The 13,121-nt window shown below is 72.7% G+C and carries 11 protein-coding genes; 8 read left to right on the top strand and 3 right to left on the bottom strand.

Annotated elements, in window-relative coordinates; translation table 11 throughout:
- The first annotated feature begins 147 nt into the window (after positions 1 to 147).
- The 3 genes from Cco03nite_RS40895 (at position 148) to Cco03nite_RS40885 (ending at position 2,475) form a co-directional block, all read left to right on the top strand.
- Entirely contained in the window at positions 148 to 1,107 is a 960-nt protein-coding gene (locus tag Cco03nite_RS40895; protein WP_203699433.1) for a hypothetical protein, read from the top strand.
- Between the two features lie 118 nt (positions 1,108 to 1,225).
- Positions 1,226 to 1,906, top strand: a complete 681-nt coding sequence (locus Cco03nite_RS40890) for a class I SAM-dependent methyltransferase (RefSeq protein WP_203699432.1) — start codon at positions 1,226 to 1,228, stop codon at positions 1,904 to 1,906.
- A 41-nt stretch (positions 1,907 to 1,947) separates the two neighbouring features.
- On the top strand, positions 1,948 to 2,475 hold the full coding sequence (locus Cco03nite_RS40885; protein WP_203699431.1) for a GNAT family N-acetyltransferase: 528 nt from the start codon (positions 1,948 to 1,950) through the stop codon (positions 2,473 to 2,475).
- Positions 2,476 to 2,488: 13 nt separating this feature from the next.
- Here the strand turns inward: Cco03nite_RS40885 and Cco03nite_RS40880 are convergent, their stop codons facing one another.
- Positions 2,489 to 2,878, bottom strand: coding sequence for a hypothetical protein (locus tag Cco03nite_RS40880; RefSeq protein WP_203699430.1), 390 nt, complete (start codon positions 2,876 to 2,878; stop codon positions 2,489 to 2,491).
- A gap of 128 nt (positions 2,879 to 3,006) precedes the next feature.
- On the opposite strand from Cco03nite_RS40880, the gene Cco03nite_RS40875 reads away from it, so the two are divergent.
- Entirely contained in the window at positions 3,007 to 4,335 is a 1,329-nt protein-coding gene (locus Cco03nite_RS40875; RefSeq protein ID WP_203699429.1) for an ABC transporter substrate-binding protein, read from the top strand.
- Between the two features lie 34 nt (positions 4,336 to 4,369).
- Positions 4,370 to 4,606 (top strand): hypothetical protein, encoded by a 237-nt coding sequence (locus Cco03nite_RS40870; protein ID WP_144123171.1) that lies wholly within the window; start codon positions 4,370 to 4,372, stop codon positions 4,604 to 4,606.
- Positions 4,607 to 4,796: 190 nt separating this feature from the next.
- Here Cco03nite_RS40870 and Cco03nite_RS40865 read toward each other — a convergent pair whose 3' ends face one another.
- A complete protein-coding gene (locus Cco03nite_RS40865; RefSeq protein ID WP_203699428.1) occupies positions 4,797 to 6,122 on the bottom strand; it encodes a PrsW family intramembrane metalloprotease in 1,326 nt (441 codons plus the stop codon).
- Positions 6,119 to 6,673 carry a hypothetical protein gene (locus Cco03nite_RS40860; RefSeq protein WP_203699427.1) on the bottom strand — a complete coding sequence of 185 codons (555 nt, stop codon included), beginning with the start codon at positions 6,671 to 6,673 and terminating at the stop codon, positions 6,119 to 6,121. Before Cco03nite_RS40860 ends, Cco03nite_RS40865 begins: the two co-directional genes overlap by 4 nt.
- A 109-nt stretch (positions 6,674 to 6,782) precedes the next feature.
- On the opposite strand from Cco03nite_RS40860, the gene Cco03nite_RS40855 reads away from it, so the two are divergent.
- The 3 genes from Cco03nite_RS40855 to Cco03nite_RS40845 all read left to right on the top strand — a co-directional run.
- Positions 6,783 to 7,385, top strand: a complete 603-nt coding sequence (locus tag Cco03nite_RS40855) for an acyl-CoA-like ligand-binding transcription factor (RefSeq protein ID WP_203699426.1) — start codon at positions 6,783 to 6,785, stop codon at positions 7,383 to 7,385.
- A gap of 119 nt (positions 7,386 to 7,504) precedes the next feature.
- Positions 7,505 to 10,741 (top strand): ABC transporter permease, encoded by a 3,237-nt coding sequence (locus tag Cco03nite_RS40850; RefSeq protein ID WP_203699425.1) that lies wholly within the window; start codon positions 7,505 to 7,507, stop codon positions 10,739 to 10,741.
- The coding region (locus Cco03nite_RS40845; protein WP_203699424.1) for an ABC transporter permease family protein at positions 10,738 to 13,121 on the top strand (2,384 nt) is incomplete at its 3' end. The genes Cco03nite_RS40850 and Cco03nite_RS40845, both read left to right, overlap by 4 nt.

Raw genomic sequence — 13,121 nt, 5'->3', positions numbered from 1 at the left:
CGCCCCGAACTGCACCTGAGTGATCAGGCAGCGGCTCGGGGCCTTTTCGTATCTCCCGACGACAGCACATCTGCCCGACCGGCCCGTCCCGCTCCGACCTGTTGATCGGATACCTCGCCCAGGCCACCCGCCCTAGGCTGCCCACCCATGGGGTTGTTCCGTAAGTCGAAGCAGGACAGGTCGCCGGCCGCGGTGCCGGTCGCGATGGACACGTTCTTCCACGACCCGGGTGCGGCCAGGCTGCGCCGGGCCCTGCTCGACCGGGACTGGCCGACGGCCCGCGACCTGCTGTCCGGTGCCCCCGACAGTGACACCCGCGCGCTCTACGTGGAGATCGCCGCGAAGACGCCCGGGGTGCAGGAGTGGATCGAAGGGCCGATCCGCGACGAGCCGGGCACCCTGTGGCCGCTGCTCCTGCGTGGCGCGCACGCCGTGCGCTGGGCGTGGGAGGCGCGCGGCGGCGGCACGGCTGACACGGTGTCGCCGGACGCCTGGAAAATCTGGTTCAAGCGGCTGGTTCTGGCCGAGAACTGCCTGGACCAGGTGGTGGACCTCGATCCGGGCTGCGCCGATGCCTGGCACCATCTGATCATTCTGGGCCGGGCGCGGCAGCTGCCCGTGGAGGAGTTGTGGCGGCGGTTCGACGGGCTGCTGGCCGCCGACCCGCACCACCTGTTCGGACACGAGTCGATGCTCAACGGCCTCATGGCCAAGTGGAGCGGCAGTGACGAGCAGATGTTCGACTTCGCCCGGACCCGGGCGGCGGCGAATCCCGGCACGCTCATCCCGCTCCTCGTCGCCCAGGCCCACCTTGAGTACGCCCGGAGGCACCATGCCGACAACCTGCGGGTTTACTTCGACCGTGATGAGGTCGGCGATGAGCTCGTGGCAGCGGCCTTCGCGTCCGTCTGGCACGACGGCCGCAGCGCGACGCTCCTGGAGCCGATCGCCTGGAACTGGTTCGCGATGACACTCACCCTGGCCGACCATCTGGAGGCGGCCAGGCCGCTGTACGACGCCATCGGGGAAGACTGGGTGCGCCCCAGCCCTTGGCGCAACACCGAGCGCTTCCTCCGGCTGCGCAAGTACGCCCGCGACGACGCCTGACATTCCGGGGCCGCCGCTCACGGCACTCCTGGGCGAGCTGAGGGGCACGCGCGGCCGGGCTGCCGCCTATGCTCGCGCCCGTGACACCGACCGCCGACGCCCTCGCCAGGGAGCCCGAATGACGCAAACCCGGACAACGCTGGAAGGCGCCTGCTCCTCCGGGCCGGACGACTGGCTGGCGGACACCCGGACCTCGTACGACACGGTCGCCGAGAGCTACGCCGACCTCGTGCGCGGGGCCATGGCCGGGCAGCCGTACCTGCGCGCGGCGCTGGCGCTGTTTGCCGAGCAGGTGCAAGCGGCCGGCGGCGGAACGGTGGCGGACGTCGGCTGCGGACCCGGCGACATCACCGCCCATCTTCATGGGCTGGGCGTCGACGCCTTCGGCATCGACCTGGCACCGGCGATGATCGAGATCGCCCGGCGGGACCATCCCCACCTGCGCTTCGAGGTGGGTTCGATGACGGAGCTGCCGCTCCCGGACAGCTCGGTGGCCGCCCTGCTGGCCTTCTGGTCACTGATCCACATTCCCGACGACCTGGTCCCGGCCGTGCTGCGGCACTTCCACCGGGTGCTGCGGCCGGGTGGACCGCTGCTGGTCGGCTTCCACGTCGGCGACGAGACCCAGCTGAAGACGGAGGGCTACGGCGGCCACCCGATGAAGGTGCACGTCCACCGCCGCCGGCCCGACCGGGTGGCAGACCTGCTGCGCGAGGCCGGTTTCACGGTCAAGGCCCAGCTCCTGGTCAACCTCGACGGGAGCCTTCCCGGCGCGATCCTCTTCGCCTGCCGTGGGTAAATCCCTGGCCGCGGGCACTGCGTCCGCACTACGGTCGCCCGATGGCTGAACTTGTCGTCCCGGACGTGCTGCTGCACCGCGCGTGGCTCGACGCGCGCGACGAGTGGGGGCACGGCTTCGTCCAGCCCGGCAGCGGGTTGCACGAAGCCACCGACGTCGACTCGGCCGAAGGCTTCGCCGCCTGGGTCGGCCGGCTCGTCACGTCCTCGGACGAGACCGTGCCCGTCGCGGAGGGGCGGGTGCACGCCTCGTACTGGTGGATGGTGGAGGACGGCGCGTTCCTCGGCTCGATCTCGCTGCGGCACCGGCTGAACGAGTTCCTGCTGCACGCCGGGGGTCACATCGGCTACTCGGTGCGCCCGTCGGCGCGCCGGCGCGGCCTGGCCACCTGGGCGGTGGCTCAGGTGCTGGCGTATGCGCGCGAGCGGGGAATCGACCGGGTGCTCGTCACCTGCGACGACACCAACACGGCCTCGGCCCGCACCATCGAGCGCTGTGGCGGGGTGCTCGAAGACGTCCGCGACACCGAACTCGGCCGGACCAGGCGCTACTGGATCGAGCCGGGCTAGGCCCGGCCCGGGTTCAGGACTCGCGGCGGCGCTTGGTGGCGACGGTGGAGCCGGCCAGGGTCAGCAGGCACTGGGGGAGCTGGCCGTCGGCCAGCGCCGCGCCGATGAGGGCCTCGCCGGTCGGCTCGTCGCTGTTGACGTACGCGCTGACGAACCTGGCCACCCAGCGGGTGTCGTACGCCGCTTCGTCTATGCCGGGGAAGTCCAGCGCCCAGGCGCCCGCCCGGACGCCGTCGCCGGCCAGCTCTCCGGCCAGGCACCAGGCGACGTTGTAGGCGCCTTCACTGCCGTCGCGCTTCACCACCTCGTGGAGGGTTCCCGCCACCGCTCTGCCGTCTCCGGCAAGTGCCTGGTCAAGTACAAGAGCGGCGTCCTCGAAGGAGTGGTCTGGATCGACGGTCACGGTGGGAGCCTAACGGGCGGCGGCAACCGTACCGGAGCACTCGCCACCCATCGGGCGTATTGGCCCCTCCCCCAATCCAGGGAACAGCGCTAAGGTGCCCGTTGGACCATCGCCATGGAGGCACCCTCATGCGTTTCTCGCGAGCTGTCATCGCCGCTGCCTGCGTCTCGCTGCTCACCCTGTCTGCCTGCAGCTCGGGGCCGGACGATTCCCAGAACCCGGCGTACGAGGGGGCCTACCTCTACGGCACCGACGGCAATATGGCGAACGAGTTCGGCGCTGAGTTCAAGGAGCAGCCCGGCCTGCTCAACGGCATGAAGGGCACGCTGCCGCTGATCGAGCTGGAGGACTCGTTCCTGCAGGGGATAAAGCGGATCAACCCCGCTCTCAAGGACCGGCTGTACGCGGGCGAGGCGTACGACGCCGTCGTGATCAGCGCGCTGGCCGCGCAGCAGGCCGGCAGCACCGATCCCGCCAAGATCTCCAAGTACATCAACGCGGTGACGGTCGGCGGCACCATCTGCCGCTCCGTCAAGCAGTGCCTGACCCTGGCGAAGAGCGGCAAGCCGATCTCCTACCGCGGCGTCACCGTGCGGTACGGCTTCAGCAAGGTCGGCGAGCCCGCCACGACCAGCTACGGCACCGTGCACTTCGGTGAGGGCAACGCCCTCGACAACGGCAAGACCGAGTACCTCGGCACCGGCAACGAGCGCGACGTGACCGACCAGAAGCCGCCGTCGCCGGTCAAGAACGGCACCACCGACAAGCCGCTGACCTTCGGCGGCCTGCTCCCGAAGACCGGCGCGCTGGCGTACACGACCCCGCCGATGGACGCGGGCGCCAAGCTGGCGATCGAGGAGATCAACGACGCGGGCGGTGTGCTCGGCAAGCCGGTGAGGTGGATCGAGGGCGACGACGGCACCTCGCCGGTGAAGGCCAAGGCCACCATCGAGAGCCACCACGCGGCCGGCGTGCAGGTGCTGATCGGCCCGGGTGCGTCGGGTGTCGCGCTGGCCACGCTGCCGGAGGCGATCAAGTACGGCATGATCATGTTCTCGCCGTGCAACACCTCGCCCGACCTGACCGGCTTCGAGGACAGCGGCCTGTACTTCCGCACCGCGCCCTCGGACCTGCTGCAGGCGCGGGCGCTGGCCGACGTGATGCTGCGTGACGGCCTGCAGCGGGTCGCGATCGTCACGCACAGCGACAACTACGGCAAGAAGCTCGCCGAGGGCGTCACCAAGGAACTGGTCAAGGCCGGCGTGAGCGAGGTGGACGTGCAGACGTACATCTACGAGATCACCGACGACGGCTCGGTCAAGGACCAGGCCGAGCTCGCGAAGATCGCCAACCAGATCCTGCCCACGAACCCCGACGGCGTGCTGGTCATCGGCTACTCCGAGTCCGCGGGAGCGATCAAGGCCCTCGCTGCCGCCGGTGCGAAAATCCGCCACTAACGTGTTGCGGTACGACCCCCGTTAAGGAGAAGTCATGAGCGAGTCCGTGGAGACCCGCGGCGACGACCGCCGCGACCTGATCAAGGGCGACACCGACAACGACGGCCGCACCGACGTGTGGGTGTCGGACACCGACGGCGACGGCAAGGCCGACCTGTTCCAGTTCGACACCGACCACGACGGCGAGGTCGACATCACCCTGGTCGACCTCGACCAGGACGGCACGCCGGAGATCACGGTCGACGGCGACGGCGGCCACGCCCCCAACTGACGCGGCTCGCCGCGCCGGCGCTTTTCATCGACGCTGGCCTATCTCATCGAATCTGGTGCACGATTTTTCGATGAGATAGGCCAGCGTCTTTTCGTGACGGGGGGGCGTGGCCGGGGGGCGTGGCCGACGCGAGGGCCTGGTCAGGCGGTGAGTCAGACCGCCCGGGTGGCCCGCTCCTACATCCGCACTGTCAGGCGGCGTTGAGGTGGCGGATGGCCTGCCAGATGAGCAGGAAGAGGGCGACGGCGAAGAGGGCGCCCAGGACGACGACGCGGGGCACGGCGGGGCGCATCGGGGAGACGACCGCCTCGGGGTGGCCGAGGTTCACCAGGCGCTGCCGCTGGGCGAGCACCTCGTCGCGGCAGTGCACCAGCAGCATGTCGCCGGGCGCGATGTGGTCGACCCGGCTCAGCTCCACCGCGAACCGGGCCTGCGCGGTCTGCAGGCCGCGTACCGCCCGCTCGCCGGCCCGGCCGCAGCGGGCCCGGCCGTACCGCCGCGCGTCGGCCCGCAGATGGCCGTGGCCCATGATCTGCAGCTCGCCGGGTGTGGCGATGTTCCGGTCGTGCAGCCGGGCGAGCTGGGCGACGTAGTAGTGGGCCTCGCGGTGCCGGGCCACCCACAGCAGGGCCAGCACCATGGCCAGCGCGGGCAGCCCCTTGCCGAGCATGCCGAGCAGCACGCCGGCCGCCCCGGAGCCCAGGCCGTCCGCGAACAGGGGCGAGTTCCACACGAAGTGGGTGAGCCAGGCCAGCCCGAGGCCCAGGCCGAGCCCGCCGAGCCGCCACCACATCGGCTTGTCCGTGCGCACCACGAACCACGCGATGCCCGCGCCGGCGAGCGCGGTGAACAGGGTGTGGCTCCACAGGCCGGCGAGGAAGCCGCGCAGGAAGAACGTGGCGACCACGGGGCCGACACCGTCGCCCTGGCCGCGCAGCGCGACCGCGTTGACGGCGAACACGATGTCCTCGACCACCTGGTAGCCGAGCCCGATGAGCGCGCCGTAGACCATGCCGTCGAGCACGCTGTTGATCTGCTTGCGGGCCACCAGCACGATCATCACCACGCCCAGCGCCTTGAGCAGCTCCTCGATGGTCGGCCCGGCGATGGCCGAGCCCCAGGTCGCGGCGAAGGCCGGTGAGATCAGCTTGGCGACCAGGTCGTGCACGGCCTGGGTGCCGGGGATCGCCGCGGTGGTGGCCACGGCGCCGCCCCAGGCGAACGCGGTCGCCATGAGCAGCGGCGGCTCGCGTTCGAGGAAGTCCATGGACGCGATGAAGAGCCAGAACGGCACGGCGTACAGGGCGAACAGGAGCACCGCCGAGGTGGTGGCGATCGGGAAGCGGGCCAGGTCGGTGCGCAGGATCTCCAGCAGGCGCGCCACGCCCGCCAGCATGATCAGCCCGAGCAGCCAGAACGCGGGCAGCTGCAGCGACTTGAGCGCTCGCGCCGCGCGGGGCGTCGGGCGTACGGAGAACCGCCAGCGCCGCCCCCCGGAGCGGCCCGCGACCGTCACCGGCCACCGCCGTACCGGATGGAGCTGATCGAGTCGTCGATGCCGGCGAGTTCGCGCTGCAGCTCGAGCTGCGCGCCGCTGACGGTGACCTCGATCGAGCGCCCGTCGGCGAGGAACACGGCGTACCGGCCGCACCGGCCGGGCGCGGTGTACCCGCCGGCCAGGCCGGACAGCCCGCTGGCGGTGTTCACCCCGCCCTCGACGCCGGTGACCTGGTAGCCCTGCGTCGCCTTGATCTTCGTACGCAGCTTGTCGGCCGCCTCGGCGATCTGCCCGCCGAACGGCTGCACCACGATCGCGTAGCGCACGTCGCCGACCAGGAACAGCACGGTGGCCCGCTCGTCGCCGGGGCGGGTCTTGCTGGCGTCGACCCGGGCTCCGGGCGGCGGCTGCACGCTGACGCCCGCGCCCACCTCGTACAGGTGCCCGGCCAGGGAGCGGTCGGTCGGCACGGCACGGTTGAGGGCCGGCAGCCCGAAGACGACGAAGAGCAGGGCAGCGAGTACCGCTGCCCCTCCCAGCAGGTTCCGCACCAGTCGATGGGCGACCATGGTCCGACGGTAGCGGGGCATAGAACTTGAATGCTGCTATATCGAACAACCCGGGCGCATCGTCGAGGGGGACTTTGACGGTATGCAACAACGCCTTCAGGATGAGTGAATGACCGGACGGGTGATCAACCGGCGGGAACAGCACAAACAGCACACCCGCGAGGCGCTGGAGGACGCGGCGCTGGCGCTGTTCGCCCGGCGGGGCTTCGAGCAGACCACGGTGGAGGACATCGCGGCCGAGGTCGGCGTCTCGGTGCGCACCTTCTTCCGCTACTACGCGTCCAAGCAGCACGTGCTGTTCGGCGACGTCGGCCACTCCCGGGTCGAGCAGCTGCGCACCGCCCTGGCCGCCCGCCCCGACGGCGAGCCGCCGCTGGAGTCGGTGCGCGCCGTGCTGGACGAGGCCGACATCACCGACGAGGCCCAGCTGGCGCAGATCCGGGCCCGGCTGCGCCTGCTCACCGAGCAGCCGTCGCTGCTGAGCGCCTACCTGGTGATCAGCGAGGAGCTGCGGGGACTGGTGAGCTGCTTCGTTGCGGCGCGCAGCGGGGTGCCCGAGTCCCACCCGTACCCGCTGCTGGTCGCCGGGGCGGCCCAGGCCGCGTGGGACAGCGCGCTCTGGTCCTGGGCCGGCGGGCACAGCCCCGTCCTGGCCGACGCGCGCCGTTCGGCGTTCGCGCAGCTCACTGTGGGTATTCGCCCTCCGGGGTGAAAGGGGCATACCACCCCGATGGTCATCACATTCAGGTAACAGCCGCCACAGCCTGCGAACCCGCGCCCTGTCGTCTCAACTCATACAGAAGTTGAAGACCAAACGATCAGGGAGGCGTCATGCTGGCACGTCGGCGGGCCTACAGCGCGAAGGGCCTGTTGACTGCCGCCGCGGCGGCAGCACTGATCTCGACGACGCTCCTGGTGGGCTTGGCGAGCTACAGCGGCGCGGTGATCGAGGCGGGCGGCCGGGCGGCCGTGGCCGCCGCCCCGCCCGACGAGCGCGCGGTGCAGGTGCGCCTGCCCTCCCGTACCGGCGGCAGCGGCTGGTCCTCGACCGGCGCCGAGGTCGACAAGTCCTTCTCCGAGCAGACGTGGCAGGCGACCGACGCCAAGCTGCGCGAGTCGTTCACGGCCCGGTTCGCCGGCACGCAGGTCGGGTTCGGCTCGGCCGGATACGCGAGCGGCCTGCGGTTCACCAGCGACACCGGCGACGCGACGGCCGACAGCTACGGCGTCGTGTACGCCCGGGTCATGTTCCTGGACGACCTGGCCGAGCACGCCCGCCTGGTCTCCGGAACCTGGCCGGCGGCCGGCTCGAACCCGCAGCAGGTCGTCGTGGGCGAGGCCGCCGCGCAGGCGCTGGGGCTGCAGGCCGGTTCCGAGGTCAGCTTCGCCAACGGCATCACCAAGAAGAACCAGCGCGTGGTCGTCAGCGGCGTCTTCGCCGCGAACCGGGAGGACGACCCGTACTGGCTGCTCGTGCCCGAGATGGCCGAGGGCGTCGAAGCCGGCCGCAGCACGTACGGACCGCTGGTGCTGCCCCGCGCGGACTTCTTCCGCGACTGGTCCTACCTCGGCAACAGCGGCTGGGTGGTGACGCCGGACCTGTCCCGGGCCGAGCTGCCGCAGCTGATCGCCGCGCGCGACGCGGTGGAGAACCTGCCGGAGGTGACCAAGGAGCTGGGCTACGGCGACGGCGGCCAGGCGGGCTCGCACCTGGATCGGCTGGTCGACCGGATCCAGCAGGCCAGCCTCGTCGGCCGGTCGGACCTGCTCACCCCGCTGCTGCTCATCTCCATCCTCGGCGGGTACGCGCTGCTGCTGCTCGCCGCGCTGCTCACCGAGGGCCGCCGCGCGGAGACGGCGCTGCTGCGCGCCCGCGGCGCGTCCCGCGGCCAGCTGGCCGGGCTGGCCGCCCGCGAGGCGCTGCTGATCGCCGGGCCCGCTGCCGTGCTGGCCCCGTTGCTGGTCGCCCCGCTGCTCGGCCTCGTCGAGCGGCTGCCCGCGCTGCGCAACGTCAGCCTGCGGCTGGAGGCCGGCGTCACGCCGACGACCGTCGCGGTCGCCGCGGCCGCCGGGCTGGGCTGCGTACTGGCGATGCTGCTGCCCGCCATGCGCGGCGGCGGCACCTACGTCGCCGACCTGGCGGCCCGGTCGCGGCCCAGCCGCGCCGCCGCCGCCCAGCGCACCGGCCTGGACCTCGCGCTCATCGGCTTCGCCGGGCTGGCCTGGTTTCAGCTGCAGCAGTACGAGTCGCCGCTGTCCGGCGTCGCCGGCACGCTCGGCATCGACCCGCTGCTGGCCTCGGCCGGGCCGCTCGGCGTGCTCGCGGGCGCGGTGCTCGCGCTGCGCCTGCTTCCGCCGCTGACCCGGCTGCTGGAGCGCCGGGTGGACCGCCGCCCGTGGTTCGCCGCCCAGCTCGGCGTCTGGCAGGCCGGGCGCCGCCCGCACGCCGGCCCGGTGCTGCTGCTGGCGCTGAGCGTCGCGGTCAGCACGCTGGCCTGGACGCTCGCCGCGACCGCCCGGCAGTCCCAGGTGGACCAGGCCGACCACACCGCGGGCGCGGACCTGCGCCTGGTCGAGACGGCCTGGTCGGTGCCGCCCGCCCGGGTGGACCAGCTCGCCGCGCTGCCCGGGGTCACCACGGCCCTGCCGGCCTGGCGGACCCGCATGGACACCGGCGAGAAGGCGACCCCGACCACGGTCCTGGCGCTGGACACGGCGGCCGCCGGCGACGTGCTGCGGCTGCGCTCCGACCTCGGCGACGCGCCCGCGCAGCTGGCCGCGGTCGCCGCGGCGAGCCACCGCCAGCCGGGGGTCGACCTGCCCGAGGGCACGACCGCGGTGCGCGGCTCGCTGCGCATCACCGACCCGGACGGCGAGTGGATCGCCCGGCCGCGCGACGTGACGGCGCTGCTGCTCACCGACGAACACGGCGCGATCCACCAGGTGCCGCTGGCCGGCGACGAGGGCTCCGACGCCCACGCCTTCGAGGCGGCGCTGCCGCGCACGCCGCGCCTGCGGCTGACCGGCTTCGCCGTGGAAGGCCCCGAGATGCCGGGCGGCGTCACGATCGTGTGGCAGCTCAGCGGCCTGGCGACGGTCGGCGCGGGAGGCTCCGCCACACCGCTCAAGCTCGACGGCGAAGGCATGACCTGGGGCCCGCCCACCTCCTCCCTGAGCGTGCAGCAGCGGGTCGAGGGCGACACGGCCCGGGTCGAGCTGACGAGCGCCGGCGGCTTCGGCGAGATCCCGCGGTACGCGTTCAGCCTGCGCCCGGTGAGCGACCAGCTCACCGTCCCGGCGCTGGCCACGCCCGAGGCGCTCGCGTCGCTGCACACCGAGGTCGGCGCGAAACTGGCCATCCCGCTCTGGGGCAGCAGCAACGTCGACGTGCACATCGTCGGGCAGCTCACCGCGCTGCCCGGCGGGGTGGACCCGGCCGCGCTGCTGGTCGACATGCCCTCGCTGAGCACCCACTTCCAGCAGTCCGGCTGGCGGCAGCCCAACATCACCGAATGGTGGGTGCAGACCGACCCCGCCCGGCACGCCGAGGCCGCCACGGCGGCCGGCCCGCTGCCCAACCTGCAGACCGTCGACCGGAAGGCGCTGGCCGTACACGCGGCCGACGACCCGTTCGGTGTCGGCGCGCGGATCGCCCTGTTCATCGCCGCACTCGGCGCGATCGGCCTGGCCCTGGTCGGCGTCGCCGTCGACGTGCGGGCGACCGCCCGGCGCCGGGTCGCCGAGCTCGCGGTGCTGAACACCCTGGGCGCGCCGCCGAGCCTGCTCGCCCGCGCGCTGATGATCGAGCAGGCCTTCCTGGCCGGGCTCGGTGTGGCGGTCGGCCTGGTGGTCGGCCTGCTGGTCGCCCGGACGACCGGGCCGCTGGTCATCCTCACCCCGAGCGCGAGCCGGCCGGTGCCGCCCGCGCTCACCACGACGGACTGGCTGCCCGTGCTGGGCACCGCCGCCGCCCTGCTCGCCGTCACCCTGGTGATGGCCGGGCTGGTGGCCACCACGATGCGGCAGCGGCTGGCCGCGGCCCAGCTGCGGATCGGAGCTGACCGGTGAAGGGTTGGATCGCCCGGGTACGGGCCACGGCCGGGCCGCTGGCGCTGCTCGGCACGCTCACACTGCTGGCCGGGCTACTGGTGGTCGGCGCGCCACGGGCCGCCAACCGGCTGACCGACGAGGGTCTGCGCAACGACATCTCGCAGCTCAGCTACACGTCCCGGGACCTGACCTACCGCGGGGTCAAGGAGAAGGGCGACAACTGGAAGCCTGACGGCAAGCTGGAGCAGCAGCAGGCCGTGCTCTACCCGGCGGTGCGCGACCGGATCGAGAAGTCCTGGTGGGCGGCGTCCACGACGATGGACGAGTCCTGGGTGACCGGGACCGGGCTGCCGGGTGGCAACAAGCAGGGCATGGTGCTGTTCAGCCTGCGCGCCGGCAGCGGGTTGGAGGAGCAGGTCGACCTCGTCGAGGGCCGCTTCCCGAAGACCCAGCCGGGCACCGCGGGCCCGATCGAGATCGTGCTCACCGAGTGGAACGCCGACAAGCTGCAGCAGAAGGTCGGCAGCACGTTCCTGTTCCAGCGGGAGGTGCCGGTCGAGGTGGTCGGCATCGTGCGGCCGCACGACGAGAAGGGCGCCTTCTGGGAACCCGTGCCGTTCGGCCTGCGGGCTTACCTGCCCAACGACGACGGCGACCCGTACCGGGCGGTGGTCTACTCCGACGAGCTCGGCCTGGACCGGGTGAAGGAGCTCATCGGGATCGTCTACGAGTGGCGCTACCGGGTCGACACGGCGAAGCTCGACGCGGGCGTGCTGCCCGAGGTCGTCGAGGCGGTCACCGTCGCCCGGCGGCAGGGCATCAACGCGACCCTGCTGACCAGCCTGGACTCGCAGCTGGCGAAGTTCGCCGACAAGGCCCGTGCCGGGCAGGCCCTGCTGGCCGTCGTGCAGATGGGCGCGCTGATCACGCTGGCCGGGCTGGTGCTGCTGGCCGCCCGGGTCGCGGTGACCCGGCGGCGGGGCGAGTTCGCGCTGCTGCGGGCGCGCGGCGGGGCCATCGCCACCATCGGGTCGTACACGCTGCTGGAGTCGCTGCTCGTGGTGCCCCCGGCGGTGGTCGGCGGCCTGCTCGGCGCGGCGGTGGCCGGACGGCCCGCCGTCACCTGGCCGGTGCTGGCCGCGTTCACCGCGCTGGCGGCGCTGGCGGTGCCGGTCATGACCATGCGGACAGCCCGCGACCCCTCCTTCTCCGGCGAGCGCGCCGACCTGGCCTCGGCCCGGGTGGGTGTGAAGCGGCGCACCGCGGAGCTGAGCCTGCTGGTGCTGGCCGGGCTGGGCGTGTGGCTGCTGCGCAGCCGCGGGCTGAGCAGCGCCGCCGGTGTCGACGTCTACCTGGCCGCGGTGCCGGCGCTGCTGGCCGCCGGGGCGGCGGTGGCGATGGTGCGGCTGGTGCCGCCGGTGGTGAGCCGGCTGGGCCGGCTGGCCGCCCGCGGGCGCGGCGCGGTGGGCTTCCTCGGCCTGTCCCGCTCGGGACGCACCGCGGGCGCGGTCATCGGGCCGGTCGCGGTGCTGGTCGTCGCCGTCAGCACGGCCGTGTTCAGCGTGGCCGTGGCGAGCACCATCGACGAGGGCCGCGACCGGGCCACCGACCTGCGCCTGCCCGCCGACGTCAAGGTCGACGGGTACTTCTTCGACGACGCCACCGAGGCCGAGCTGGCCGCGGTGCCCGGTGTCACGGCGGTGGCCCAGTACATGGTCGACGGGGCCAGCGACCTGACCCTCGACCAGAAGCGGCTCGGCACGGTGTACGCGCTGGTGCTCGACGGGCAGGCGTACGCGAAGGTGGTGGCGGAGTCGGGGGTCGACGTGACCCCGCCGAAGGCGTTCACCGAGGCGGTGCCCGGCGCACAGGTGCCGGTGCTGGTCTCCCCGGGCGTCGCCAAGCAGCTCGGCGGCGACCACGGCGCGGTCACGCTGCGCGGCCGGCACTACGAGTTCCGGATCGCCGCCGTGGTCGACGGCTTCCCGCCGATCGCCAACGGCGCGTCGAACTTCATCGTCGTGCCGTGGCAGGCGGTGCAGACCGACGCCCAGAAGGCGTTCACGCCGAACGGCTACCTGATCGCGGGCGACCCCGACCCGGAGCGGCTGCGCGAGGTCGGCGGCGCCGGGCAGGAGCGCTGGGCCAACGAGGGCTTCCGGCCGCGCGCGTACGAGGAGGTCACCGAGGTGATCACCTGGGAGCAGGCGCGCGAGGAGCTGGACAAGGCCAGCATCAACGCGGTGGTGACGTTCGCGTACGCCATCGGTGCGGGTGCCGGGGTGGCGTTGGCGTTGCTGGCGATCGGGTTCGCGGTGGTGTCGGGGGCGCGGGGTCGGGGCACGGTGCTGTCGCGGTTGCGGACGATGGGCCTGTCGCGGGGTCAGGGCCGTGGGTT

Origin of the sequence: Catellatospora coxensis (assembly GCF_016862635.1) — a bacterium.
GTDB lineage: Bacteria > Actinomycetota > Actinomycetes > Mycobacteriales > Micromonosporaceae > Catellatospora > Catellatospora coxensis.
This window is presented reverse-complemented; position numbering and strand designations above follow the sequence as displayed.